This is a genomic window from Enterobacter ludwigii (assembly GCF_001750725.1).
GTDB lineage: Bacteria > Pseudomonadota > Gammaproteobacteria > Enterobacterales > Enterobacteriaceae > Enterobacter > Enterobacter ludwigii.
The window spans coordinates 1,477,596-1,501,962 of the sequence record NZ_CP017279.1 but is presented as its reverse complement, the minus strand read 5'-3'; the positions used below and the strand labels follow the sequence as shown (position 1 = coordinate 1,501,962).

The 24,367-nt window shown below is 54.9% G+C and carries 25 protein-coding genes and 1 pseudogene; 10 read left to right on the top strand and 16 right to left on the bottom strand.

Features of this window, described 5'->3' with window-relative positions; genetic code table 11:
* Nucleotides 1-160 precede the first annotated feature (160 nt).
* Nucleotides 161-1,357, top strand: coding sequence for a sugar transporter (locus BH714_RS07115; protein WP_020884157.1), 1,197 nt, complete (start codon nt 161-163; stop codon nt 1,355-1,357).
* Between the two features lie 58 nt (nt 1,358-1,415).
* Here the strand turns inward: BH714_RS07115 and BH714_RS07110 are convergent, their stop codons facing one another.
* Entirely contained in the window at nt 1,416-2,081 is a 666-nt protein-coding gene (locus BH714_RS07110; protein WP_020884158.1) for a MarC family NAAT transporter, read from the bottom strand.
* A gap of 256 nt (nt 2,082-2,337) precedes the next feature.
* Between BH714_RS07110 and marR the strand changes: the two genes are divergently transcribed.
* The 3 genes from marR to marB are packed head-to-tail and all read left to right on the top strand — an operon-like array spanning nt 2,338 to nt 3,424.
* Complete coding sequence (marR, locus tag BH714_RS07105; protein WP_020884159.1) at nt 2,338-2,772, top strand: multiple antibiotic resistance transcriptional regulator MarR; 435 nt, start codon at nt 2,338-2,340, stop codon at nt 2,770-2,772.
* Nucleotides 2,773-2,792: 20 nt separating this feature from the next.
* The gene (gene marA, locus BH714_RS07100; RefSeq protein ID WP_008502237.1) at nt 2,793-3,173 is read left to right on the top strand and encodes an MDR efflux pump AcrAB transcriptional activator MarA; all 381 of its coding nucleotides are present in this window, start codon (nt 2,793-2,795) and stop codon (nt 3,171-3,173) included.
* Between the two features lie 32 nt (nt 3,174-3,205).
* Nucleotides 3,206-3,424 carry a multiple antibiotic resistance protein MarB gene (marB, locus tag BH714_RS07095; protein WP_014170042.1) on the top strand — a complete coding sequence of 73 codons (219 nt, stop codon included), beginning with the start codon at nt 3,206-3,208 and terminating at the stop codon, nt 3,422-3,424.
* Between the two features lie 38 nt (nt 3,425-3,462).
* Here marB and eamA read toward each other — a convergent pair whose 3' ends face one another.
* Nucleotides 3,463-4,362 (bottom strand): O-acetylserine/cysteine exporter, encoded by a 900-nt coding sequence (gene eamA, locus BH714_RS07090; protein ID WP_020884160.1) that lies wholly within the window; start codon nt 4,360-4,362, stop codon nt 3,463-3,465.
* 247 nt (nt 4,363-4,609) lie between these two features.
* On the opposite strand from eamA, the gene ydeE reads away from it, so the two are divergent.
* The gene (gene ydeE / locus BH714_RS07085) at nt 4,610-5,812 is read left to right on the top strand and encodes an efflux MFS transporter YdeE (RefSeq protein WP_040017463.1); all 1,203 of its coding nucleotides are present in this window, start codon (nt 4,610-4,612) and stop codon (nt 5,810-5,812) included.
* Nucleotides 5,788-5,949 (top strand): annotated as a pseudogene (locus BH714_RS24025) (efflux MFS transporter YdeE); the annotation flags it as partial. The gene ydeE and the pseudogene BH714_RS24025, both read left to right, overlap by 25 nt.
* A 48-nt stretch (nt 5,950-5,997) precedes the next feature.
* Here BH714_RS24025 and zinT read toward each other — a convergent pair.
* The 8 genes from zinT to BH714_RS07045 all read right to left on the bottom strand — a co-directional run bounded on the left by zinT (nt 5,998) and on the right by BH714_RS07045 (nt 14,014).
* On the bottom strand, nt 5,998-6,636 hold the full coding sequence (gene zinT / locus BH714_RS07080; RefSeq protein WP_040019025.1) for a metal-binding protein ZinT: 639 nt from the start codon (nt 6,634-6,636) through the stop codon (nt 5,998-6,000).
* Between the two features lie 52 nt (nt 6,637-6,688).
* Nucleotides 6,689-7,387 (bottom strand): urea ABC transporter ATP-binding subunit UrtE, encoded by a 699-nt coding sequence (urtE, locus tag BH714_RS07075; RefSeq protein ID WP_014170038.1) that lies wholly within the window; start codon nt 7,385-7,387, stop codon nt 6,689-6,691.
* Nucleotides 7,388-7,396: 9 nt separating this feature from the next.
* Entirely contained in the window at nt 7,397-8,194 is a 798-nt protein-coding gene (gene urtD / locus BH714_RS07070) for an urea ABC transporter ATP-binding protein UrtD (protein WP_040017462.1), read from the bottom strand.
* On the bottom strand, nt 8,194-9,267 hold the full coding sequence (urtC, locus tag BH714_RS07065) for an urea ABC transporter permease subunit UrtC (protein ID WP_032678138.1): 1,074 nt from the start codon (nt 9,265-9,267) through the stop codon (nt 8,194-8,196). Before urtC ends, urtD begins: the two co-directional genes overlap by 1 nt.
* Nucleotides 9,267-10,841, bottom strand: coding sequence for an urea ABC transporter permease subunit UrtB (gene urtB / locus BH714_RS07060; RefSeq protein WP_040017461.1), 1,575 nt, complete (start codon nt 10,839-10,841; stop codon nt 9,267-9,269). Before urtB ends, urtC begins: the two co-directional genes overlap by 1 nt.
* 24 nt (nt 10,842-10,865) lie before the next feature.
* The gene (gene urtA, locus BH714_RS07055; RefSeq protein ID WP_020884166.1) at nt 10,866-12,137 is read right to left on the bottom strand and encodes an urea ABC transporter substrate-binding protein; all 1,272 of its coding nucleotides are present in this window, start codon (nt 12,135-12,137) and stop codon (nt 10,866-10,868) included.
* A gap of 203 nt (nt 12,138-12,340) precedes the next feature.
* On the bottom strand, nt 12,341-13,444 hold the full coding sequence (locus tag BH714_RS07050) for a cobalamin-independent methionine synthase II family protein (protein WP_040017460.1): 1,104 nt from the start codon (nt 13,442-13,444) through the stop codon (nt 12,341-12,343).
* A 156-nt stretch (nt 13,445-13,600) separates the two neighbouring features.
* On the bottom strand, nt 13,601-14,014 hold the full coding sequence (locus BH714_RS07045) for a rhodanese-like domain-containing protein (RefSeq protein WP_040017458.1): 414 nt from the start codon (nt 14,012-14,014) through the stop codon (nt 13,601-13,603).
* 73 nt (nt 14,015-14,087) lie between these two features.
* Here BH714_RS07045 and ftrA point away from each other — a divergent pair, with 73 nt between their 5' ends.
* Nucleotides 14,088-15,089 (top strand): transcriptional regulator FtrA, encoded by a 1,002-nt coding sequence (ftrA, locus tag BH714_RS07040; RefSeq protein ID WP_040017456.1) that lies wholly within the window; start codon nt 14,088-14,090, stop codon nt 15,087-15,089.
* Between the two features lie 158 nt (nt 15,090-15,247).
* On the opposite strand, the gene BH714_RS07035 is transcribed toward ftrA, so the two are convergent.
* Nucleotides 15,248-15,610, bottom strand: coding sequence for a hypothetical protein (locus BH714_RS07035; RefSeq protein WP_020884170.1), 363 nt, complete (start codon nt 15,608-15,610; stop codon nt 15,248-15,250).
* Between the two features lie 242 nt (nt 15,611-15,852).
* On the opposite strand from BH714_RS07035, the gene BH714_RS07030 reads away from it, so the two are divergent.
* Nucleotides 15,853-16,083: a DUF2554 family protein gene (locus tag BH714_RS07030; RefSeq protein WP_025204219.1), complete on the top strand. Its 231-nt coding sequence runs from the start codon at nt 15,853-15,855 to the stop codon at nt 16,081-16,083.
* Here the strand turns inward: BH714_RS07030 and BH714_RS07025 are convergent, their stop codons facing one another.
* Together BH714_RS07025 and BH714_RS07020 are read right to left on the bottom strand one after the other, a co-directional pair.
* The gene (locus BH714_RS07025) at nt 16,084-18,048 is read right to left on the bottom strand and encodes a peptidase U32 family protein (protein WP_040017455.1); all 1,965 of its coding nucleotides are present in this window, start codon (nt 18,046-18,048) and stop codon (nt 16,084-16,086) included. It abuts the gene before it with no gap.
* 80 nt (nt 18,049-18,128) lie between these two features.
* Nucleotides 18,129-18,656, bottom strand: coding sequence for a helix-turn-helix domain-containing protein (locus BH714_RS07020; protein WP_014170026.1), 528 nt, complete (start codon nt 18,654-18,656; stop codon nt 18,129-18,131).
* 92 nt (nt 18,657-18,748) lie between these two features.
* On the opposite strand from BH714_RS07020, the gene BH714_RS07015 reads away from it, so the two are divergent.
* Entirely contained in the window at nt 18,749-19,915 is a 1,167-nt protein-coding gene (locus BH714_RS07015; RefSeq protein ID WP_020884173.1) for a benzoate/H(+) symporter BenE family transporter, read from the top strand.
* On the opposite strand, the gene BH714_RS07010 is transcribed toward BH714_RS07015, so the two are convergent.
* Complete coding sequence (locus BH714_RS07010) at nt 19,895-20,767, bottom strand: helix-turn-helix domain-containing protein (RefSeq protein ID WP_040017453.1); 873 nt, start codon at nt 20,765-20,767, stop codon at nt 19,895-19,897. The genes BH714_RS07015 and BH714_RS07010 overlap by 21 nt on opposite strands.
* Nucleotides 20,768-20,940: 173 nt before the next feature.
* Between BH714_RS07010 and BH714_RS07005 the strand changes: the two genes are divergently transcribed.
* Entirely contained in the window at nt 20,941-21,837 is an 897-nt protein-coding gene (locus BH714_RS07005; protein ID WP_040017451.1) for a DMT family transporter, read from the top strand.
* A 32-nt stretch (nt 21,838-21,869) separates the two neighbouring features.
* On the opposite strand, the gene BH714_RS07000 is transcribed toward BH714_RS07005, so the two are convergent.
* Together BH714_RS07000 and BH714_RS06995 are read right to left on the bottom strand one after the other, a co-directional pair.
* Nucleotides 21,870-22,544, bottom strand: coding sequence for a DUF3313 domain-containing protein (locus tag BH714_RS07000; protein WP_020884175.1), 675 nt, complete (start codon nt 22,542-22,544; stop codon nt 21,870-21,872).
* A gap of 135 nt (nt 22,545-22,679) precedes the next feature.
* Complete coding sequence (locus tag BH714_RS06995) at nt 22,680-24,275, bottom strand: ABC transporter substrate-binding protein (RefSeq protein ID WP_040017450.1); 1,596 nt, start codon at nt 24,273-24,275, stop codon at nt 22,680-22,682.
* Nucleotides 24,276-24,367: the final 92 nt, after the last annotated feature.

Sequence of the window (24,367 nt, the reverse complement as noted above, 5' to 3'; positions counted from 1 at the left end):
TTGTTGTGATGTTCTTTTATATTCAATGAAAACCATGCCCCCGGCTACCGCTTTTACCAGGTGAATTTTGAGATCTGCATCACATAATGGTTGAGTTTTCGCCGGTTGACGTTTTAAGATCGTCTCCTCTTCTTTTCAGCAACGAATCTCCGACATCGCTATGACAACGAACACAGTTACCCGCAGAGTCGCGTGGCTACGCGTGGTCACGCTGGCAATTGCCGCGTTTATTTTTAATACCACAGAATTTGTTCCGGTTGGGCTGTTGTCTGACATCGCTGAAAGTTTCCAGATGGAAACCGCGCAGGTGGGCATTATGTTGACCATCTATGCCTGGGTGGTGGCACTGATGTCACTGCCGTTTATGCTGCTGACCAGCCAGATGGAACGGCGAAAGCTGCTGATCGGGCTGTTTGCCCTGTTTATCGTCAGCCACGTCCTGTCGTTTCTGGCGTGGAACTTTACGGTGCTGGTCATCAGCCGCGTCGGTATCGCCTTTGCCCATGCCGTATTCTGGTCGATCACCGCGTCACTGGCCATCCGCCTGGCACCTGCGGGAAAACGCGCGCAGGCGCTGAGCCTGATAGCCACCGGCACGGCACTGGCTATGGTACTGGGCCTGCCGATTGGCCGTATCGTTGGGCAATACTTTGGCTGGCGAACCACGTTCTTCGCTATCGGCATGGGGGCAATGATCACCCTGGTCTGCCTGATTAAACTGCTGCCGAAGCTGCCAAGCGAACACTCCGGCTCGCTGAAAAGCCTGCCGCTGTTAATGCGTCGTCCGGCATTGCTGAGTATCTATTTGCTGACGGTCATTGTGGTCACGGCACATTACACCGCCTACAGCTATATTGAGCCGTTCGTTCAGGTCGTGGCCGGCTTTAGCGCCAACTTTGCCACCGTTCTGCTGTTGATCCTGGGGGGCGCGGGCATTATTGGCAGTATTCTGTTTGGTAAGCTCGGCAATCAGCACGCGTCGGCGCTGGTCAGCAGCGCCATTGGTTTACTGCTGGCGTGCCTGGTGTTACTCATGCCAGCGGCGGGCAGCGAGGGTCATCTGGCCGTCCTGAGCCTGTTCTGGGGAGTGGCGATCATGATTATCGGTCTGGGTATGCAGGTGAAGGTGCTGGCCCTCGCCCCGGACGCAACGGATGTGGCGATGTCACTGTTCTCGGGGATTTTCAATCTTGGTATTGGCGCGGGCGCGCTGCTGGGAAATCAGATTAGCCTTCACGTGTCGATGTCTGCGATTGGCTATCTGGGTGCCATTCCGGCACTGGTGGCGCTCATCTGGTCCCTGCTCATCTTCCGTAAATGGCCGGTCGCACTGGAAGAACAGGCCCATCACGGGTAGACCGCAGTCAACGTAAAACGGCAACCGAGGTTGCCGTTTTGCATTACCGGGCGGGTGATTAATGGTACGTCTTAATAATCTCCAGCACACCGTTGATAATAAACTGCACGCCCATACACACCAGTAAGAAGCCCATCAGGCGGGAAATCGCCTCAATACCGCCCTTACCGACCCAGCGCATGATCGCGCCTGAACTGCGCAAGGATGCCCATACGATGATACCAATCAGTGCAAAAATCAGCGGGGGCGCAACCGTAATGACCCAGTCCGGGAAGGTCGCGCCATCCCGCACCGTTGACGCGGAGCTGATGATCATCGCAATCGTTCCTGGCCCCGCCGTACTGGGCATCGCCAGCGGGACAAAAGCAATATTCGCGCTGGGCTCGGTTTCCAGCTCTTCGGATTTGCTTTTGGCCTCAGGTGACTCATGCGCTTTCTGCGCAGGGAACAGCATACGGAACCCGATGAAGGCAACAATCAGTCCGCCAGCAATACGCAGACCCGGGATGGAGATTCCGAAGGTGTTCATCACCAGCTGTCCGGCGTAGTAAGCCACCATCATGATGGCAAACACATAGACCGAGGCCATCATCGACTGATGGTTACGCTCGGCGCTGTTCATGTTCCCTGCCAGCCCCAGGAAGAGCGCAACCGTCGTTAGCGGGTTAGCCAACGGCAGCAATACCACCAGCCCCAGACCAATTGCTTTAATCAAATCCAACATAGTGCGTCGTTGTCCTTATCCATGTTTATCACCGCAATTATAGGGTGAAAGTGTGACGTTCAGCCATTCGCTCAACGTAACGATTATTTACGGTCATTAACGATAACCCTTCGTTATCTATTTGAATTGAAAGCATGCAAAAAAAGTTCATGAAACGTTTTAGCAATTCGTGGCATCCGCTGATCCATTCAGTTGACTTATACTTGCCTGAGCAATAATATCTGCCGTGACTAAACTACTTGCCAGGGCAACCATTGTGAAAAGCACCAGTGATCTCTTTAACGACATTATTCCGCTGGGTCGTCTTATTCATATGGTTAACCAGAAAAAAGATCGCCTGCTCAATGACTATCTGTCACCGCTGGATATCACCGCCACGCAGTTCAAAGTGCTGTGCTCCATTCGCTGCGAAGTGTGTATCACGCCGGTTGAGCTGAAAAAGGTGCTCTCTGTCGATCTGGGTGCGCTAACCCGCATGCTCGATCGTCTCGTTTGCAAAGGATGGATAGAACGAAGCCCTAACCCGAATGACAAACGCGGCGTCCTGGTGAAACTCACCAGCGATGGCGCGGCGATGTGCGAGCAATGTCATCAACTAGTAGGACAAACACTGCATCAGGAACTAACAAAAAACTTAACGGCAGATGAAGTGGCAACGCTTGAGCTTTTGCTTAAGAAAATACTGCCGTAAACAGAAAAAGAGGTATGACGATGTCCAGACGCAATACTGACGCTATTACTATTCATAGCATTTTGGACTGGATCGAAGATAACCTGGAATCGCCGCTCTCCCTTGAAAAAGTGTCAGAGCGTTCAGGTTACTCCAAATGGCACCTGCAACGGATGTTCAAAAAAGAGACCGGCCATTCATTAGGTCAATATATTCGCAGCCGCAAGCTGACGGAAATTGCCCAGAAGCTGAAAGAAAGCAATGAGCCGATCCTTTATCTGGCGGAACGTTACGGTTTTGAATCACAGCAAACCCTGACGCGTACGTTTAAGAACTACTTCGACGTGCCGCCTCACAAATACCGTATTACCAGCGTGCCGGGTGAATCCCGATACCTGTATCCACTAAAACATTGTAGTTAATCATCGCCTGTAAAGACGTAACCGAGGAAATCATGAAAGTTACAGCCTCCGCCGCCCTCGCCTTGCTGGTGCTGTTTTCCAGCCAGACCTTCGCGGAGCAAACCCCTCGTGCAACGCAGCAAAATAATCGTGACACGATGATTTTGCCGTCAGCACATGACCAGTCACCTTATGACTTCAACCACATGGGTGCTGGTAGTGACAAATCCGACGAGTTAGGCGTGCCTTATTATAATCAGCACAGCTTCTGATTCGTTTTTGCCCCGCGGATGCGGGGCTTTTTTTATGCCTATCCTCTTGCCCGCGTTACCCGACGCACGCGCAAACCAAACACGTTGATGTACAGCCCGGCCATGATCAGCACGGCCCCCAGCAGCTGCAGCGCACTCAGCTTTTCATCGAGCAACAGCGCGGCGCTGGCCAACCCTACCACCGGAACCAGCAGGGATAACGGCGCCACGCGCCAGGTTTCGTAGCGACCCAGCAGCGATCCCCAGATCCCGTAACCAATAATGGTGGCCACAAATGCCAGGTAGATCAGCGATAAAATGGTGGTGAGATCGATTTCCACCAGGCTTTTCAGCATCACATCCGGCCCATCAAAAATGAGCGCCGCAACCATAAACGGAACAATGGGGATCAAGGCGCTCCAGACCACCAGCGACATCACCTTCGGGCGCGCCTCATGCTGCATAATTAGCTTGTTGAAGATATTCCCGCAGGCCCAGCTCAGCCCCGCCGCCAGCGTTAACATAAAGCCCAGTAACGCCACGTGCTGCCCGTTCAGGCTGGCTTCTATCAGCACCAGCACGCCGAACACCGCAAGGGTGATCCCCGCCAGCTGTTTACCCTGCAGACGCTCGCCAAAGACAAACGCCCCGAGAATGATGGTAAAGAACGCCTGAGCCTGTAACACCAGAGAAGCCAGACCGGCGGGCATCCCGAACTTAATGGCGCAGAACAGAAACGCGAACTGGCCAAAGCTGATGGTCAGCCCGTATCCCAGTAAGAGTCTGAACGGAATTTTCGGGCGCGCGACAAAGAAGAGCGCCGGGAAGGCCACCAGCAGAAAACGCAAACCGGCCAGCATGAGTGGGGGCATGTTATGCAACCCAAGCTTGATGACCACAAAATTCAGACCCCATACGATGACCACCAGCAACGCCAGCAGCCCGTCTTTTCGCGTCATACTCTGCCCCTGAATGATTAAATTTTTGTAAACACTTCAAGGTAACGAAAAAAACATGCCACGAGAAGATCATTATTTCTGGCAGTCAACTGAAGCAATTACGGATAAATTAGGTGCTATACAAGCCCCTTATGTCGTGATACTCCTGATATATACCTAAAATAATACACGTTGCAGGATGGCGGCGAGCAAGCGCGGCCAGAATCTCTGCGGCTCAAAAAAACAAACGCAATTGTCAGGCAGGAATATGAAACCATCACTCAGGCGCTCAACCGCAGCGCTGCTGGCGTCGTCGTTATTATTAACCATTGGTCGTGGGGCAACGCTGCCGTTTATGACCATCTATCTCACGCGCGTATTTAATATGAGCGTTGAGAATATTGGTTATGCCCTGACCATTGCGCTTACCGTCGGTGTGGTATTCAGTATGGGGTTTGGCATCCTCGCCGATAAGTTTGATAAAAAGCGCTACATGCTGATTTCTATCGTCGCCTTTATTGCCGGGTTTGTTGCTATCCCGCTGGTGGATAACGTCACGCTGGTGGTGCTCTTCTTTTCCCTGATTAACTGCGCCTATTCGGTATTTTCAACGGTGCTGAAGGCCTGGTTTGCCGATGTGCTGACCTCGAGCCAAAAAGCGCGCGTTTTCTCGCTAAACTATAGCTTCCTGAACATTGGCTGGACGATCGGGCCGCCGGTGGGCACCTTACTGGTGATGTACAGCCTGCAGCTGCCGTTCTGGCTGGCCGCTTTTTGTGCCGCATTGCCGCTCGGTTTTATCCATTTCTTCGTGCAAAAAAGCGTTGCGCTCGATGCCACCGAAGAGAAAATGCCGTGGCAACCGTCTGTACTGCTTAAAGACCGCGCCCTCTTCTGGTACACCCTTTCCGGCCTGCTGGCGTCGTATGTGGGCGGGTCATTCGCCAGCTGTATTTCGCAGTACGTGCTGGCTGCGAATGCCGACAGCAACTTTGCGCAAAACGTGGTCGCCGTGGTGCTGCCGGTGAATGCTGCGGTGGTCGTCACCCTGCAATACGTTATCGGTCGCAAGATCTCCGCCACCAATATACGTCCGCTGATGACGGTGGGAACACTCTTCTTCGTCCTGGGTCTGGGCGGTTTTATGCTCTCCGGGGAAAACCTGGTCTACTGGGGCATTGCGGCAGCAGTGTTTACGCTGGGTGAGATTATCTATGCACCTGGCGAATATATGCTGATCGACAATATTGCCCCGCCGGGTATGAAAGCGAGTTACTTCTCTGCCCAGGCGCTGGGCTGGCTTGGGGCGGCGGCAAACCCGATGATCACCGGTATTATCCTTACCAACCTGCCGCACTGGTCACTGTTTGCGATCATGATGGTTGCCATCGTGATTGCCTGGCTGATGATTTTGCGTGGGATGAGCGTGAAGGCGTGGTGCGAAAGCTTGGGGCGGCGGCAAACCCGATGATCACCGGTATTATCCTTACCAACCTGCCGCACTGGTCACTGTTTGCGATCATGATGGTTGCCATCGTGATTGCCTGGCTGATGATTTTGCGTGGGATGAGCGTGAAGGCGTGGTGCGAAATGCCGAAAGTGGCTTAAGTCCTCAACGCCGGGCGGCATGACGCCCACCCGGCATCGGGCAGGCCATTAATGGTGCAGCATCTCGTCGACCACCTGCTGTTTGTACATTTCGTTCGGGTAGTACGTCGGCCAGTTATCCATCTCTTTTAGCAGCGCCTCGTGGGAGGTGTTGCCCATAAAAATATGGAAATGGGAAGATGCTTTTGGGGCGATGGTATGGTCGCTGAACTGGACAAACTTCGGCGCCTTGCTGTCCGGATCTTTACACTCGAACAGATAGCGAACCCCTTTCTTACCTGATGCATAAGTCAGGATCTTATAGCCGCTGTAATCATACTGGCAGCGACCGATAGCCTTACCTTTGTGGAATACCATCACGTTGTTTTCGATGCCGATAGCCTCAACGTCCGTCGCATACCCTGTGCGGTAGTAAGCTTTCACCTCGTCGAAGGATTTTTTATCCTTCTGCGCTTTCTGTTTAAAAACCGGATCCAGCGCGCCATCGAGCAAAAGCGGATAGACGGATTGCCATGTCCCATCCCAGTCAGACAGCTTTCTGTCTTTGACGTCTTTATCCTCAAAGACGCCGTTCGCCGCCTTCTGTTCCGCTTCCGTCATCTGATGACCATGCGAATGGGCAAACAGCTGACCGCTTACCAGCAGCGCCCCCAGAGTCATTGCAAATTTGCCAATATGTGCAGCCAAAACAAACTCCTCACTCCGTTTTATAAGAATGAGGATGTTATAATATAACATTTCAAATCGCAACCAGTCCGCGAACGCCCTCTTGTTCCATTGTATCGCCCCGTCCACGCTGAATGATGGTCCCGCGCGACATCAGCAGATAGCTGTCGGCAAGTTCAGCGGCGAAATCGTAAAACTGCTCTACGAGCAGGATTGCCATATCCCCTCTGTCCGCCAGCTTGCGGATCACCAGGCCTATCTCTTTGATTACCGACGGCTGAATACCTTCCGTGGGTTCATCGAGGATTAACAGCTGTGGCCGGCTCGCCAGGGCGCGACCAATCGCCAGCTGTTGCTGCTGACCGCCGGAGAGATCGCCTCCACGACGATGCTTCATCTCTTTAAGCACCGGGAACAACTGCCAGATATCCTCCGGGACGCGCTTTGCGTCGCGGGCGGGGAAGCGTGACAGCCCGAGCAACAGATTCTCCTCGACCGTTAAGCGTGGAAAAATCTCACGCCCCTGCGGAACATAGGCCACACCCGACTGCACGCGCTGGTGCGGCTTGCTGTGGGTGATTTTTTTTCCCTGCCAGATAATGTCTCCTGTTTTTACCGGGATCAGGCCCATCAGACACTTGAGCAGCGTGGTTTTCCCCACCCCGTTGCGCCCCAGCAGGCAGGTCACTTCGCCGGTCGCCGCCTCAAAACTGACCCCGCGCAGAATATGACTGCCGCCGTAATACTGATTCAGTTCGTTCACCTGTAACATGACGACTCCTTAGCGTCCCAGATAGACTTCTATGACCTGCTCATTCGCCTGCACCTGGCGAAGTGACCCCTCCGCCAGCACGCGTCCCTGGTGCAGTACCGTCACGTGATCGGCAATGGTTTCGACAAAGCCCATATCGTGCTCGACCACCATCAGGGAGTGTTTGCCCGCAAGGGTTCTGAACAGCTCAGCCGTATAGTCGGTCTCCGCGTCGGTCATTCCGGCCGCCGGTTCATCCAGCAACAGCAGATGCGGGTCCTGCACCAGCAGCATGCCAATCTCCAGAAACTGCTTTTGCCCGTGCGAAAGCAGCCCGGCGCGGCGATCGCGCTCACCGCCAAGCCGCAGCAAGAGCAGCATCTCGTCAATACGGTCCCGCTGCTCGCCGTTGAGTCTGGCCCGCAGGCTCGCCCAGACGGACTTGTCGGTTTTCATCGCAATCTCAAGGTTTTCCCACACCGAGAGCGCTTCAAAGACCGTGGGCTTCTGGAACTTACGTCCGATGCCCTGGCGGGCAATCTCGGCGGGTTCAAGCGCCGTCAGGTCGATGGATTGATCGTACAGCGCTCTGCCGCTTTTAGGCCGCGTTTTGCCGGTAATCACGTCCATTAATGTCGTTTTTCCCGCACCGTTGGGGCCAATCACGCAGCGCAATTCACCCACGCCAATGTTCAGTGAGAGGTCCGTCAGCGCCTGAAAACCATCAAAATTCACGTTGATGGCTTCAAGCTGCAGCACCGGATCGGTCTGGTCACGATAGCGATCCCCGGGTAACTGGCGGGTAAATAATCCTTCGGCTGGCTGCATCAGTGTTCTCCCTTACGAAACAGACCGTAGACACCGCGCGGTAAAAACAGCGTCACGGCGATGAAAATCAGCCCCAGAAACAGCTGCCAGTATTCCGGCAGGGCAACGGTAAAGACGCTCTTCGCACCGTTCACCAGCGCCGCGCCTATCACCGGGCCGACCAGCGTGCCGCGCCCCCCCAGCGCAACCCAGATGGCCGCTTCAATTGAGTTGGTTGGCGACATTTCACCCGGGTTGATAATGCCCACCTGCGGCACATACAGTGCGCCAGCCAGACCGCAGAGTACGGCTGAAAGTGTCCACACCAGCAGCTTGAAACCGCGGGGATCGTACCCGCAAAACGTCAGGCGGTTTTCGGCGTCACGCACCGCGGTCAGAATGCGACCGAACTTACTTTTCGCCAGCGCGAAGCCTGTGCCCAGCGCTATCAGCAACAGCATCACGGTAGCCAGAAACAGCGCGATACGGGTGGTGGTCGCGGTAACGGAAAACCCAAGCAGCGTGGTAAAACCGGTAAAACCGTTATTCCCGCCAAAGCCGGTTTCATTGCGAAAGAACAGCAACATCCCCGCGTACGTCAGCGCCTGGGTCATGATCGAAAAATAGACCCCTTTGATTTTTGAGCGAAAGGCAAACCAGCCAAACACCAGCGCCAGCAGCCCCGGCACCATCACAATTAATACCAGTGCCCAGACAAAGTGCTGCGTCCCCCACCAGAACCACGGCAGTTCACTCCAGGAGAGAAACGACATAAACGCGGGCAGCCCGTCACCCGCCGCCTGGCGCATCAGGTACATGCCCATCGCATAGCCGCCCAGCGCGAAGAAGATACCGTGCCCCAGGGAGAGCATTCCGGCATAGCCCCAGACCAGATCGAGCGCCACGGCGACAATGGCATAGCAGAGGATCTTACCCGTGAGCGTGAGCATCCAGGTCGAAATCGCCAGCGGATGCGTCGCGGGCAGTAAGGCGAAAAACGGTAAAATCAGCAGGCAGGCCACGATCAGGCTACCGGCTATCTGCGTCGTGCGTGGCGCTTTGCGCGCCAGCGTTAAGGTAAGCGGCTGGCTCATCAGTCAGTAACCCTCCCTTTCAGTGCGAATAACCCCTGCGGACGTTTCTGAATAAACAGAATAATCGCCACCAGGATCAGGATTTTGCCCAATACTGCCCCCATTTGCGGTTCGAGAATTTTATTAAAGATCCCCAGCCCAAACGCCGCGGCCACGCTACCTGCCAGTTGACCCACCCCGCCAAGCACCACCACCAGGAACGAGTCGATGATGTAACCCTGGCCCAGTTCTGGCCCAACGTTGCCTAACTGCGATAACGCCACGCCCCCCAGACCCGCAATCCCCGAGCCAAGCCCAAAGGCCAGCATATCGACGCGACCTGTCGGTACCCCGCAGCAGGCTGCCATGCTGCGATTTTGGGTCACTGCGCGCACGTTCAGTCCAAGACGGGTTTTGTTCAGAATGAGCCACGTGAAGAACAGCACCAGCAGCACAAAACCCAGTACCACAATGCGGTTCCACGGTAGCGTCAGATTGGCAAACACCTGCACGCCACCGGACAGCCATGCCGGGTTTGCCACCTCCAGGTTCTGGGCGCCAAACGTCATGCGTACCAGCTGAATAATCATCAGGCTGATACCCCATGTCGCCAGCAGCGTTTCCAGCGGTCGGCCATACAAATGACGAATAACGGTACGCTCGAGCACCATCCCGATGCTGGCGGTCACAATAAACGCCACCGGCAGCGCAACGATCGGGTAGAGCGCCAGCCACTGTGGGGCGAAGCCGGCCATCACCTGCTGAACCATCCAGGTGGCGTACGCGCCCAGCATCAGCATCTCCCCGTGAGCCATGTTAATCACCCCCAGCAGGCCGTAGGTAATTGCCAGCCCCAGCGCGGCGAGCAACAGTACCGACCCCAGCGAGAGCCCCATAAACGCCTGACCAAGCAGATCGCCCCACATCAGGCGATGCTCAATCTGTTTCAGACTTTCGGCAGCGGCAGCACGCACGCCGGCATCCGGCTCCGATCCTGCCTGCGTATACGGCATCAGCCGGGACTGAACGTCCGGATCGTCTGATTGCCCTAACAGCGCCACAGCGTTCAGGCGCACCGCAGCCTTCGGACTTGCCAGCTGGAGGTTCGCCAGCGCCAGCTTCAGCGACTGACGGGCCACATCATCCGTTTCGCTGCTCACCTGTTTTTGCAGGAAATCGAGCATTTCAGGCTGCGCATCCCGCTGGAGTTGACGAGCTGCCGCACGCCTTTCCGTGACACTGTCACTCACAAGTTGATGGGTTGCCATTGCCGTCGCCACCAGATTGCGCAGCCGGTTGGTCAGACGCACGGCTTTGGTTTGGCCTGCTGCGGCTTTTGTTTCACCCAGGGAAACCATTGCCCCCTGGCGTTGTGCAAACGCATGTTTCTGGCTGTCGGTATAGAGACTTTCACTTTGTAGCGCCTGGAGCAGCGGCAACCGTGCCGCCTCCGGTGCGGTTGCCCACTGCGTCAACAGTTCTGCCTGCTGGCTGCGACTGGCGGCCACGAATTGGTCGGCATCCGATGCCTGCACCATCCCTGGCAGCAGTCCGGTAAGCCACACAATAGCGATGATCGTGCGTATGGCGTTCATGACTATTCTCCCTGCGGTGATAACTTAGTTGCTGGCGGTTTTCATCGGCTGATCGGGCTTTTTGTCATTACCGGCAATGAAGGGACTCCACGGCTGGGCGCGCACCGGCTGTTCCGTCTGCCAGACCACATTAAACTGGCCGTTACCTTCAATTTCGCCAATCATGACCGGCTTATGCAGATGGTGGTTGGTGGCATCCATGGTGAGCGTAAAGCCTGAAGGTGCCTTGAAGGACTGACCGGCCATTGCCGCCCGAACTTTATCGACGTCGGTGGTACCTGCTTTTTCAACCGCCTGCGCCCACATGTGGATCCCGACGTAGGTGGCTTCCATCGGGTCGTTGGTGACCACGGTGTCGGCATTCGGCAATTTGTGTGCCCTGGCATACGCTTTGTAATCCGCCACAAACGCCTGGTTGGTCGGGTTATCAACGGACTCAAAGTAGTTCCACGCCGCCAGGTTGCCCACCAGCGGTTTGGTGTCGATCCCGCGCAGCTCCTCTTCTCCCACGGAGAAGGCCACAACCGGAACATCGGTAGCTTTCAGGCCCTGGTTAGCCAGCTCTTTATAGAATGGAACGTTGGAGTCGCCGTTGATGGTGGAAACCACCGCGGTTTTACCTCCGGCAGAGAATTTTTTGATACTGGAAACGATTGTCTGGTAATCGCTGTGACCAAACGGGGTGTATACCTCTTCAATGTCTTTGTCTTCCACCCCTTTCGAATGCAGGAAAGCACGCAAGATTTTATTCGTGGTGCGGGGATAAACGTAGTCGGTGCCTAACAGGAAGAAGCGTTTCGCGCTGCCTCCGTCTTCACTCATCAGGTACTCCACCGCCGGGATCGCCTGCTGGTTTGGCGCGGCACCGGTATAGAAGACGTTAGGTGACATCTCTTCACCCTCATACTGCACCGGGTAGAACAGCAGTCCGTTCAGCTCCTCAAACACCGGCAGCACCGATTTACGCGACACCGACGTCCAGCAACCAAACACCACCGCCACTTTGTCCTGGCTCAGCAGCTGGCGCGCTTTTTCGGCAAACAGCGGCCAGTTCGAGGCCGGGTCAACCACTACCGGTTCCAGCTTCTTACCCAGCACGCCCCCTTTGGCGTTGATCTCATCGATGGTCATCAGCGCAACATCTTTAAGCGGGGTTTCGGAAATCGCCATCGTGCCGGAAAGGGAATGCATGATCCCCACCTTGATGGTATCGGCCGCCTGAGCGCCAAAACTCATCCCCATAGCTACGACAGACGCGGACAATGCGAAGGCTTTTAATAAGGTACGACGGTGCATATTTTCACTCCTGAAAAAGAAAGCTGTGCAAAGGCGTCCGTTACGGCGTGGACGCAGAAAATAAAAACGTCAGCTTAGAGAGAGCAAAAAGGATGCCAGGATGGATAAAGCGCTATGACAGGAGAGGTAACGAAGGATGTAAAAAGAACGACTCAGAATGGTACAGCGCTGCACTTTTATAATGCAGCGCTGTGGCGGAGGGTTTACCAGACTTCGCTGGCGATCTGCGTCACCAGGCGGACTTTGTCCCACTGCTGGGTTTCACTCAGGCTGTTGCCCTCTTCGGTAGAGGCAAATCCGCACTGCGGGCTCAGGCAAATCTGCTCTTTAGCCACGTATTTCGCCGCCTCCTCCAGACGCGCCTTCACCCCTTCCGGGTTCTCCAGCTCGCCATTTTTAGTGGTGATAAGACCGAGCACCACCTGCTGCTTGCCCGGGCGAACAAAACGCAGTGGCGCAAAATCACCGCTCCGGTCATTGTCGTACTCAAGGAAAAAGGCATCCACGTTGACCGTCCCGAACAGCACTTCAGCCACCGGCTCATAGCCCCCTTCGGAAATCCAGGTTGAACGGAAGTTGCCGCGACAGACATGCAGGCCGATGGTGAGATCGTCCGGCTTGCCCTCCAGTGCCTTATTCAGAACGCGGGCATATATACGCGCCAGCTCGTCGGCATCGTCACCACGCTCGCGGATCTGACGACGTTGATCGTCCGAACAGAGATAGGCCCAGACGGTGTCATCCAGCTGCAGATAACGGCAGCCCGCGTCGTAAAACGCCCGGATCGCGTCCCGCCAGGTGGTCGCCAGATCGTCAAAATAGTCCTTCAGATCCGGGTAGACCGTTGCATCAATGTCTTTGCGCCCACCGCGGAAATGCAGCACGCTCGGGCTGGGAATGGTCATCTTCGGCTGAGCATTGCCGCTAATGCTTTTCAGGTAGCGGAAATCCGCCAGCATCGGGTGATCGCCAAAGCCCAGCTTGCCGGTCACGCGCACGCCGTGGGCTTTGGTCTGAACACCGTTGAACTGAATACCCTGCTGAGAATCGTAACGCTCAACACCCTGCAGACCGTCGAAGAAATCAAAGTGCCACCAGGCACGACGAAATTCACCGTCAGTCACCACATGCAACCCACAGGCGCACTGCTGCTCGACAACATGGCGGATCGCCTCATCCTCAACCGCACGTAGCTGCCCGGCATCAATTTCGCCGCTGGCGAATTTCAGGCGAGCCTGTTTGATGGCATCCGGACGTAAAAAGCTGCCGACTACATCGGCGCGGTATGGGGCATGGTGTCGTTGCATGGAAATCTCCTTTATCTGCCGACAATAATTGCCTGCAGTGATAATTCATTACTTGAATCCTTAGACTTCTGGATGTCTAAATGTCCAAAAAAGATGTCATACCTGCCGCCAGCCGGCAAACGAGAAAATTTCACGGGTGTTGAAAAAAATTCATCTTCACAGTGCGGAGAGCGATTCCTGGCTCGCAAACTCAAACTTTTCATCTTCCCAGCCGGTGATCCCGCCGAGCATAATTTTCACCGGCAGCCCCAGACGCGCCAGCTTCAGCGCGGCTCTGTCCGCACCGTTGCAGTGAGGCCCGGCGCAATAGACCACAAACAGCGTGCCGTCAGGCCACTGGGCCATGCGTTCGGCGGTAATCTGACGCCACGGCATATGTACCGCACCGGGAACGTGACGGCGGGTGAACTGCTGCGGGCTCCCGACGACGTGCAGCAGGACGAAATCCTGCTCGTGATTCGTAATGGCATGATGCACATCGGCGCAATCGGTCTCGACGCTCAGGCGGCGCAGAAAATGGGTAACGGCTTCCTGGGGTTCAGCAGCCGGAAATTCAGTAACATAACTCATGATCCTTCCTCATCTTTGGCGTTTGTGTTAACACTACTCTATCCACAAATTCAGCCCGTGAATGCGCTCGCTTATGCCAGAAAACAGCAAAAAGATGACAAACTTAAGACAGATTTCCCGCCCTCAGGTCATTGTGCTGGCGTATGACGGTTTGTGTACCTTTGAGTTTGGCGTGGCAGTGGAAATCTTTGGTCTGCCGCGTCCGGAGCTGGGAGACGAATGGTATCGTTTTGCCGTCGCGGGCGTAGACAGCGGTGAACTTCGGGCGACCGGCGGGATTCGCCTCATCACCGACGGCGATTTAACCCTGCTTGAGACGGCCGACCTGATCGTCGTGCCCGGCTGGCGAGGACTGGATTCACCGGTTCCACCCGCGCTCTGCGCGGCATTACGTAAGGCCAATGCGCGGGGATGCCAGCTTTTGTCGATCTGTTCCGGCGTGTTTGTTCTTGCCGCTGCCGGGCTGCTGGATGGGCGTAAAGCCACAACGCACTGGCGCTATATTGAGGCGCTTAAGGCCCGTTACCCGGCCATCGAGGTGGTTGAAGATGTACTTTATCAGGACGACGGCGACATTCTCACCTCGGCGGGCAGCGCGGCAGGCATCGATTTATGCCTGCACGTAGTCCGGCGGGATTATGGGATGGAAATCGCCAACACCGTAGCGCGTCGTCTGGTCATTCCCCCGCACCGGGATGGCTCACAGCCGCAGCAGCTAAGCCGCCCGGTGGCGCAACTGCGCGAAAGTCAGCGTCTCGGTCAGCTGTTTGATTTTCTGCACACCCATCTTGCCGTATCGCACAGCGTTGATTCACTGGCGCGTCGGGTCGGCATGAGTCAACGCACCTTTCTGCGCCGCTTTCAGGATGCGACCGGCACCACGCCCGCGCGCTGGCTGCTCAATGAGCGCCTGCTGAGGGCAAAGGATTATCTGGAAAGCAGTCGCTTAAGTATCGACAGCATCGCGGAGCAGACCGGATTCGGTCAGGCATCGACCCTGCGTCACCATTTTCGGCAGCAGTTCGCCCTTTCACCGGCCCAGTATCGCAAACATTATTCGCGGCCTGGCCGTTAGTGGCCGGATTGCAGACAAAAAAAACCGCCATAATATGGCGGTAAATGCTTGCATGGATAGATTTGTATTTTGGTCTCTACGTCCCGACACTCCATGGCCGGGCAGCGGATCTCTTACAAACTAACATCCATAGTCTCAATGAAAGGTAAACAGCCTGATTAACCCGCTTTGGTATTGATTTGCAAATAACGCATCAGACCCTGCTCCGCGCTCTGTTTTGCATCATCATTGATGGCTTCCAGATAAAACGAACGCGACACACCATACGGTGCTTTTTCAGACGGATAAACCGCGAACTCGAATGTTTTACCTCTTGCCTGATTGGTGCAGCCTAATTGCCAGCGCTGGTCATCAATTTTGGTGCTATTACAGGCCACGCGTCCGTAATCGCTGGTTAAATATGACCCAACACGCGCTTTCGCGGACTGAATATATTCTGGTTCGTCATTACTAATAGAGTAAATACCTGCACCCGCCCCAACAGCAACCACCAGCAGCGCAAGCGCTATCATTTTTTTCATTTAACAAGACCCATTCCTTAGCCAGAGTTTAACCATTATATAGGATTTATCCTTAAAGCTAGTGGCTAATTACGTACCAGAATTGGCGGTTAACAAACTTGATGCTAATTTTAGGAAAAGTCTCATCACAGCTGTCGCCGCACAGAATTTGACACTCTCTTTGCGCTAATTTGAATTTTTGAATAATTTCCCGACGAAATTATTGGCATGATAGTCCCGCGATGGCATTCAACGGTGAAATAATGATGAGAAAAGGGTTAACGCTGATATTGCTGGTGTGTGGGTTATTTTCAGGTCAGCTGATGGCAGGACATAAAGGCCATGAATATGTGTGGGTAAAGAATGTGGAGCATCAGCTCCGCCATGAAGCGGATAGCGATGAATTACGCAGCGTTGCAGAAGAGTCTGCGGAAGGTTTGCGCGAACACCACCTGTGGCAGAAATCGCGCAAACCTGACACGCACTTTCGGTAATTAATTACCCTTACGCTTCGGCAGGGTTTTCATTAAATCGTCCGGGCTCACGGAGGCCACAACGCTACCCGGCGACGGCATTTTGAAAATATGATTTTTCATCTTGCCAATCACATGCATTTCGCACGGACGGCAGTCAAATTTCAGGGTCAGCACTTCGTCGCCATTCACCAGCTGCATCGGTGTGGCCTTCCAGCTTTTAATATTCCCTTTCGCCTGTTTCGGGCAGAGGTTGAAGGCGAAGCGGAGACAGTGCTTGGTGATCATCACCGGCACGTCGCCCTTCTCTTCATGCGCTTCATAGGCTGCGTCAATCAGCTGTACGCCGTGACGGTGATAGAATTCACGCGCTTTGTGGTTATAGACGTTCGCCAGGAAGGACAAGTGCGTGTCAGGGTAAACCGGCGCAGGAACGGTTTCGGCCTTGCGGCTGCCGCGTGGATAGTTAGCCAGGCGGGCGGCATCCAGCATTTCTGCCGTCTCGCGGCGGAACTGATTCAGCTGGCTGTTCGGAACAAACAGGGCATCCGGCAGGTTAACGTCGATATGACGCGCGTAGTAAAGGGTCTGCCCCAGCTTCGCCACGCCATCCTTCAGGTTGTTAAGGGCTTTTTCCGCGTTGTTTGCCACCTCGAACAGACCATCAAGCGTATGCGTCACGCTGATACCGTCTTCACAGGTCATGGTCAGGATCAGCTGCTCTTCCCAGCCGCCCAGTTCAATGTCCACCGCGATACGACGTTCGCTCGAGGTTTTCAGTAGCGCCTGCTGCCAGTTGTGGTCAAGGTTACGGTTCAGTGCCGCGTTAGGGCGCGCTTTGTAGAGATCCGCAGGCATCTCGTTTGGCCATACGCGATAGCGATTTTCACCGGTTTTTTCCACCGTATTCGCACGGAAGCCCACCACTTCACGCTTGATCATCACGTTCAGGCCATCGCCGTTGGCCAGCGGCTCGGTCACTTCCACGTCGAGGTGATCTTTTGCCACTTTCAGCACTTCACCCACCGGTAAACCGATAAACTTCGGTGAATCAAACGCGCCGATATCCCCTTTACGGGCATTCACAAAGTAGTCAGTGCTGCCGCGATGGAAAGTTTTGTCCGTTGACGGAATAAAGAAATGCTCGGTACGACCGGCCGACGCACGCGCCAGGTCACCGCGATCTTCAATGATGGCATCCAGCATCTGACGATAGTGAGCGGTGATGTTCTTCACGTAGCTCATGTCTTTATAACGCCCTTCAATCTTGAAGGAGCGCACGCCAGCGTCAATCAGCGCACCCAGGTTGGCGGTCTGATCGTTATCTTTCATCGAGAGCAGGTGTTTTTCGAACGCCACAACGCGGCCCTGATCGTCTTTCAGGGTATACGGCAGACGACATGCCTGAGAGCAGTCGCCGCGGTTGGCGCTGCGCCCCGTCTGGGCGTGGGAAATATTGCACTGACCAGAATAGGCGACGCACAGCGCGCCGTGGATAAAGAATTCAATGGTTGCGTCGGTCGCCTGGTGAATATCGCGGATCTGGTTCAGGTTCAGCTCACGCGCCAGCACGATCTGGGAAAAACCCACATCAGAAAGAAACTTCGCCTTCTCTACCGTGCGGATATCGCACTGGGTACTGGCGTGCAGTTCAATGGGGGGAATATCCAGCTCCAGCACGCCCATATCCTGCACAATCAGGGCATCGACGCCGGTCTGGTAGAGATCGGTAATTAAACGTTGCGCAGGCTCCAGCTCATCATCATGCAGAATGGTGTTCAGGGTCACGAACACTTTCGCCCCAAAGCGATGGGCGAACGGCACCAGTTCAGCAATATCGCTCAGGCTGTTGCTGGCGTTATGACGGGCACCAAAGCCAGGCCCACCAATGTAGACGGCATCAGCACCATGAAGGATCGCTTCACGGGCGATGGAGGCGTCGCGGGCCGGGCTTAAGAGTTCGAGATGATGGGATTGCAGGCGCATACTTCGTCGTTATCCGTTATGGTCAAAATGGCGGCTATTGTAGTCAGAAGTATGCGGCAGCGAAACAGTTTTGCGTCGCTTCAGCGGGGATAATGGATCAGGGAGTGAAAATGTACCGGCCGGTCGCTGCTGTTGCGATAGGCGTGCGGTTTATCCCCGGCAAAACGCACCCCCGAATCGGCAGTAATGGTCTGCCACTCGCCATCGATGTTCATCTCCAGTTCGCCGCTGATCACCACCACGTGTTCAATCACGCCAGCCTCGTGGGGCGTGGATTCGCTCAGGGCACCGGCAGCGAGGGTTATCGAAAAGTGGTCGAATTTTAGCGTCTCATCCCACGGGAATAACGGTTTCACCACCATCGCCTGCTGCTCCGGGTCGAATACCGCCTGCCTGTCAGCTGCCGGCGTGATGAAGGCAGAAAAAGGGATGTTCAGCCCCGTGGCGATTTTCCACAACGTGGATACCGTCGGGCTGGATTCATTGCGCTCGATTTGCCCGAGCATGGCCTTTGAAACGCCGGTCTCTTCCGCCAGTCTGGCGAGGCTCCAGCCACGCGCCTGACGCTCGGTTTTCAGTGTGTAAGCAAGATGTTGTGTGATGTCCATGTTCCCTCCTGAAGCGACCGATCATACCACTTGTACGCTATAACGCACAGTGTTACCTTAGGGCGGACGTTATAACGCACAACGGAGTCTTCATGCGCCCTTCATCCTCACTCTTTCCTGCCGTTCTCGCCGGTTTTGTCGCCGTTCTGGTGGGATATGCCAGTTCCGCCGCCATTATCTGGCAAGCCGCTGCTGCCGCAGGCGCAAACGCGCAGCAGATCGCCGGCTGGATGACGGCCCTGGGGATAGGTATGGGGGTCAGCACGCTGGCGCTTTCCTGGTGGTATAAAGCCCCGGTACTCACCGCCTGGTCTACGCCCGGCGCGGCGCTGTTAGCCACCAGCCTGCACGGGGTAACGCTTGCCGAGACCATCGGGATTTTTATCTTTGCCAACGCGCTCATTCTGCTGTGCGGCGTAACCGGGTTGTTTGCTCGCCTGATGAAGCTTATCCCGCATTCCCTTGCCGCTGCTATGCTTGCCGGGGTGCTGCTCAGGTTTGGACTGCAGGCGTTCAGCAATCTTGAGGGGCATTTTTTACTGTGCGGCAGCATGCTGGCGGCATGGCTGTTCGCCAAAGCGCTGGCCCCCCGCTACGCCATTGTCGCCACGTTGCTGGTGGGCAGTATGGTGGCCTGGGCGGGAGGTGACGTTGTCACAAAAGAGTTAACCCTTTCCGTGGTGATGCCCACGTTTATCGCGCCAACCTTTACGTTAACCAGTCTGATAAGCATTGGCGTGCCCTTCTTCCTGGTCACCATGGCGTCCCAGAATGCGCCGGGCTTCGCCACGATGCAGGCTTCCGGCTATCCTCTGGCCGTATCACCACTGATGATCGTCACCGGAGGGCTGGCTCTGGTGTTATCCCCGCTCGGCGTCTTTTCCATCTGTATCGCCGCGATCACCGCTGCGATTTGCCAGAGCCCGGATGCGCACCCGGATGCCAGCAAACGCTGGCTTGCCGCCATGGCCGCAGGCGGGTTTTATCTGCTGGCGGGCATTTTTGGCGGATCCATTTCCGGGCTGATGGCCTCCCTTCCCCTGAGCTGGATCCAGATGCTCGCCGGCCTGGCGCTGCTGGGCACCATCAGCGGGAGCTTGTATCAGGCACTGAACAACGAAACGGAGCGCGACGCGGCAATTGTCACCTTTCTGATGACCGCCAGCGGCGTCACGATCCTGGGTATTGGCTCTGCGTTCTGGGGGCTGGTGCTGGGCGGCGTATGTTATACGGTCTTTTCACACCTTCGCCGCGCGTAGCTGCGAGGGCGTTATGCCCATCATGCTGCGAAAGCGGTTACTGAAATGGCTGGCGGAGTTAAACCCGCAGGCCAGCGCGATATCCGTGAGCGGTGTGGTTGTGTGCTGCACCAGCGCTTTGGCTTTCTCCATTCGACGCTGCATCACGTACTGATGCGGTGCCAGCCCCATGGACTGACGGAACATCCTGGCGAAATGATACTCGCTCAGCGCGGCCTGTTCGGCCAGTTCCGCCAGCGTTAGCGGCTGGGAAAGGTTCTCTTCGATAAACGCCAGCACGTTACGCAGCACAAACGGCGACAACCCGCCGGTCACCACCGGCAGTTTCCACTGCACGCTGGAGTAATTCTGTAACAGGTGGGTCATCAACAGCGTAGACGCGGTACTCAGGGTGAGCTGGTTAGCTTTTTGCTGCCAGTCGCAGCCGAGCAAAAACTGACGGTAAAGCGCGGTAATTTTCGGGTCGCTGCCGAAGATCTTTTCATCCAGCGTCAGGGACAGCGGGCGCTTGTCCCAGATTTTTTCCCCGACATCACGCAGATGCTCATCGGTGCAGTAGAGATGGACAAACGTCAGGTCATCGCGAATATCCCACGTCGATTCACTCTCTTTTGGCATCAGACAGAAACGGTCCGGGCCGCCGCCGTTTTTCCAGCCGCCCGGCGTTTTTTGATAGCTCTCATAACCGTCCGCCACGTACAGGCTGAGGGTATGGTGATTACTTTTTACGGTTATCGTGTCGTGCTTGTTGTACCAGGCTGCCAGTTGAATACCGGAATTCAGCGCAACGGTTTCCCGCAGCACGGCGTTCTGCTGGCGTAGCGTTTCAAAGGTATCGTAAGCGCGAGACATAGCTATTAACGGGTGAGTAATCAGACTCTCAGTCTATGAAGTGTTGCGCCACGATGCCAGATCTGCAGCCACAAAAAAGCGCAAGAATATGCAAGTCCACCGCAAATCGGTGAAAGCAATGTCATGCCACTCGCGCCAGACTGCACTTTTCAGTATGTGAGAAGAGAGCAACAATGAACGCATTACTCTATGGACTGGTGGTGGTGATATGGGGAACAACCTGGATTGCCATTTTCCTGCAACAGGGGCCAGTCGCAGCCCCGGTGTCAATTTTCTGGCGCTTTGCCGTGGCCTGCGCCACGATCATGATCGTCTTAATTGCCCTGCGTCGGCTTCGTAAGCTGGCCTTGCGGGATCATCTCTTTTGCATGCTGCAGGGATGCTGCGTTTTTTGCTTCAACTTCTGGTGTTTTTATACCGCCGCCGCGCACATCAATACCGGGCTGGAGTCGGTGATTTTCTCGATGGCCGTACTGTATAACGCCATCAACAGCTTTATTTTCTTCGGTCAACGCCCACCCGCACGCTTCTGGACGGCGGCGGCCCTGGGGCTTATCGGGATCGTCACCCTCTTCTGGGACGACCTGCTGGCGAGTGGCTGGAGTGCCTCCCTGCTGACGGGGATTGGTCTTTCAGCACTGGGGACCTACGGGTTCTCGCTGGGCAATATGATCAGCATGCGCCACCAGCGAAAAGGGCTGGAGACCATGACCACCAACGCCTGGGCGATGTTTTACGGTACGGTCATTATGGGCTGCATTGCCCTGTTCCGGGGTGACAGTTTTATCCCCGAATGGACGGTGAGTTACATTGGCGCGCTGCTTTATCTCGCCATTTTTGGTTCGGTCATCGCTTTTGGTGCCTACTTCACGCTGGTGGGACGCATTGGCCCGGGCAAAGCGGCATACAGTACGCTGCTCTTCCCGCTGGTGGCGCTGTCCATCTCCACGGTCTATGAAGGTTACGTGTGGCATCTCAACGGCATCATTGGATTACTGCTGATTCTGGGCGGGAATATGGTGATGTTTACGAAACCGGAAACCTGGTTCAGACGTTTGCGTATGGCATAAAAAAAGGCCTGCATTGCTGCAGGCCGTTTTGATTATTTCGCGGTTTTCTTAACATCAAACATGGTGGCATCCGTCGCCATGTCATCCACAACCTGTTTTAACGTTGCGAAGCCCATTGGCGTGTTTTCGTTCGCCAGCTCTTTACCTTCGCCTTTACGCACGACCTTCATGACCGGCTTATTCGTCGCCGAATCAATCAGCTCACCTTCGAAGAAGAGATGGGTATCCATGGTGCGGTGCCCCGTTGCCATCTGCGTACCTGCTACCACTAACGCGACGGGCACTACTTCATAGAACTGCAGACCTTCTTTCTGTGAACTCACACCGGTAATCGCACCGCGGAAGATCAGGCTGTGTTTACCTGGTGTCGTAACAACAGGTTTACGCTGGCTGATTGCCGCTTTCATTTTGGTGTTGGTATAAGCCAGAAGCTCATCAAGCGTTTTTTGACCAATTTGGGTCGTTGGTTTTGGCGCTGGATAATAGGTGATTGGCGTCCATAAAATACTGTCGTAATTTGCCTCGTTATACGACGGGTCGACCCAACGCAGCGTCGGTTTACCCGTTGCGGACGTTGTTTGCTGCAATCCAGAATAATCTTTTAAAAAGCCTGAATATTGTTCGGGGGCGGCGACTTTAGACGAACAGCCCGCTAACGCCAACAGACCAGAAAGCACTGCAACTTTAAAAAAAGTGTGAGTACGCATGATGGTATTCCATGTTATCTGCAAGTATGCATTTGAAGTTATAGCAAAAGTCTGGCGGGTTTGTTGTGACAAAAAATGATGTAAGCAGCACAAATTGCGAAAAGATTGCCCGACTGAACGCCGGGCAGAGAAAAACTACTGATTAATATCAACCTGCCAGAACAAATGCTTGCCAAACGGATCGATTTCATAGCCCGTGACTTCCTTGCGCACCGGTTCAAAAATCGTCGAATGGGCAATCATTACTGCCGGCATCTGGTCATGCATCATCTGCTGGGCCTCTTTATACAGCGCCACGCGTTTATCATGATCGGTTATCGATTTCGCTTCAGCGATAATTTTATCAAATGGTTTGTAGCACCATTTGGCGGAATTAGATCCACCGTTAGCCGAAGTACAGGTAAATAACGGACCAAAGAAGTTGTCCGGGTCCCCGGTTGCGGTGGTCCAGCCCATCAGCGCGGCCTGATGTTCACCGCCCTTCACCCGCTTAAGATACTCGCCCCATTCATAGGTGACGATTTTGGTCTGGACGCCAATCTTCGCCCAGTCGGCCTGAATCATCTCCGCCATCCGTTTTGCGTTCGGATTGTAGGGGCGCTGAACCGGCATCGCCCATAAATCGATGCTGATGCCGTTTGCAAAACCAGCCTCCTTTAACAACGCTTTCGCTTTTTCCGGATCGAAGTCGTAATCCTTCAGTTCGCTGTCGGCGCTCCAGACGCCGGGTGGCAGCAGGTTTTTCGCCGCCGTGCCGGTGCCGTGGAATACCGCGTCAATAATGGCCGGCTTATTGATGGCCATTGCCAGCGCCTGGCGGACCTTCACGTTATCCAGCGGAGGTTTTTGCGTATTGAAGGCCAGAAAACCGGTATTCAGACCGGCTTTACTCATCAGATTAATGTCTTTGTTAGCCTTCATGCGCGGCAGGTCCGCCGGGTTTGGAAACGGCATCACCTGACATTCGTTCTTCTCGATTTTAGCAAAACGCACCGAGGCATCGGGCGTGATGCTAAACACCAGTCGATCCAGCTTCGATTTGCCCTGCCAGTACTCCGGAAACGCAGTGAACAGGATGCGCGAATCTTTCTGGTACTGCACCAGCTTAAACGGCCCGGTGCCAATCGGGTCCATATCCACCTTTTCCGGCGTGCCGGCTTTCAGCATCGCGTCGGCATACTCCGCCGACAGGATCGAGGCGAAATACCACGCCAGATCGGCGACAAACGGCGCTTCCGGATGAGCGAGCGTAAAGCGCACGGTGTGGTCATCGACTTTATCAATGGCCGTGATCAGGCTACCGAACTCAAGGCTCTCGAAGTTGGAATAGCTGCCGTTAGAGACGTTGTGATAGGGATGGTTTACATCCTTCTGGCGCATAAACGAGAAAATCACGTCGTCGGCGTTAAAGTCGCGCGTCGGCCTGAACGATTTATTACTCTGGAATTTCACCCCTTTACGCAGATGGAAGGTATAAACCTTGCCGTCCTCGCTCACCTCCCAGCGTTCCGCGAGGCTCGGGACCAGTTCCGTTGTACCCGCCCTGAAATCGACCAGCCGGTTATAGACCGGCACGGCACTGGCATCCACGCTGGTTCCCGACGTGTATAACTGAGGATTAAAGTTTTCCGGCGATCCTTCAGAGCAATACACCAGCGTTTTTGCCGCGACGGTGGAACTGACCGTGAGCGCAGCAAGTGCCAGCGTTAACATTGTGAGTTTGCATTTCATCATTTATTCCTGTCTTTTTAATTCGACGGCTAATTAATTCTTTTGCCATTTCATAAATATCATTAAAGTGATGTAGCAAACACCTGAAAAAT

Excerpts from the sequence above, each read along its gene's own strand:
- BH714_RS07115 (WP_020884157.1), top strand. The coding sequence starts at position 161 with ATGACAACGAACACAGTTACCCGCAGAGTCGCGTGGCTACGCGTGGTC.
- BH714_RS07110 (WP_020884158.1), bottom strand. The coding sequence starts at position 2,081 with ATGTTGGATTTGATTAAAGCAATTGGTCTGGGGCTGGTGGTATTGCTG.
- marA (WP_008502237.1), top strand. The coding sequence starts at position 2,793 with ATGTCCAGACGCAATACTGACGCTATTACTATTCATAGCATTTTGGAC.
- marB (WP_014170042.1), top strand. The coding sequence starts at position 3,206 with ATGAAAGTTACAGCCTCCGCCGCCCTCGCCTTGCTGGTGCTGTTTTCC.
- eamA (WP_020884160.1), bottom strand. The coding sequence starts at position 4,362 with ATGACGCGAAAAGACGGGCTGCTGGCGTTGCTGGTGGTCATCGTATGG.
- ydeE (WP_040017463.1), top strand. The coding sequence starts at position 4,610 with ATGAAACCATCACTCAGGCGCTCAACCGCAGCGCTGCTGGCGTCGTCG.
- urtE (WP_014170038.1), bottom strand. The coding sequence starts at position 7,387 with ATGTTACAGGTGAACGAACTGAATCAGTATTACGGCGGCAGTCATATT.
- urtD (WP_040017462.1), bottom strand. The coding sequence starts at position 8,194 with ATGCAGCCAGCCGAAGGATTATTTACCCGCCAGTTACCCGGGGATCGC.
- urtC (WP_032678138.1), bottom strand. The coding sequence starts at position 9,267 with ATGAGCCAGCCGCTTACCTTAACGCTGGCGCGCAAAGCGCCACGCACG.
- urtB (WP_040017461.1), bottom strand. The coding sequence starts at position 10,841 with ATGAACGCCATACGCACGATCATCGCTATTGTGTGGCTTACCGGACTG.
- urtA (WP_020884166.1), bottom strand. The coding sequence starts at position 12,137 with ATGCACCGTCGTACCTTATTAAAAGCCTTCGCATTGTCCGCGTCTGTC.
- BH714_RS07050 (WP_040017460.1), bottom strand. The coding sequence starts at position 13,444 with ATGCAACGACACCATGCCCCATACCGCGCCGATGTAGTCGGCAGCTTT.
- BH714_RS07045 (WP_040017458.1), bottom strand. The coding sequence starts at position 14,014 with ATGAGTTATGTTACTGAATTTCCGGCTGCTGAACCCCAGGAAGCCGTT.
- ftrA (WP_040017456.1), top strand. The coding sequence starts at position 14,088 with ATGCCAGAAAACAGCAAAAAGATGACAAACTTAAGACAGATTTCCCGC.
- BH714_RS07035 (WP_020884170.1), bottom strand. The coding sequence starts at position 15,610 with ATGAAAAAAATGATAGCGCTTGCGCTGCTGGTGGTTGCTGTTGGGGCG.
- BH714_RS07030 (WP_025204219.1), top strand. The coding sequence starts at position 15,853 with ATGATGAGAAAAGGGTTAACGCTGATATTGCTGGTGTGTGGGTTATTT.
- BH714_RS07025 (WP_040017455.1), bottom strand. The coding sequence starts at position 18,048 with ATGCGCCTGCAATCCCATCATCTCGAACTCTTAAGCCCGGCCCGCGAC.
- BH714_RS07020 (WP_014170026.1), bottom strand. The coding sequence starts at position 18,656 with ATGGACATCACACAACATCTTGCTTACACACTGAAAACCGAGCGTCAG.
- BH714_RS07015 (WP_020884173.1), top strand. The coding sequence starts at position 18,749 with ATGCGCCCTTCATCCTCACTCTTTCCTGCCGTTCTCGCCGGTTTTGTC.
- BH714_RS07010 (WP_040017453.1), bottom strand. The coding sequence starts at position 20,767 with ATGTCTCGCGCTTACGATACCTTTGAAACGCTACGCCAGCAGAACGCC.
- BH714_RS07005 (WP_040017451.1), top strand. The coding sequence starts at position 20,941 with ATGAACGCATTACTCTATGGACTGGTGGTGGTGATATGGGGAACAACC.
- BH714_RS07000 (WP_020884175.1), bottom strand. The coding sequence starts at position 22,544 with ATGCGTACTCACACTTTTTTTAAAGTTGCAGTGCTTTCTGGTCTGTTG.
- BH714_RS06995 (WP_040017450.1), bottom strand. The coding sequence starts at position 24,275 with ATGAAATGCAAACTCACAATGTTAACGCTGGCACTTGCTGCGCTCACG.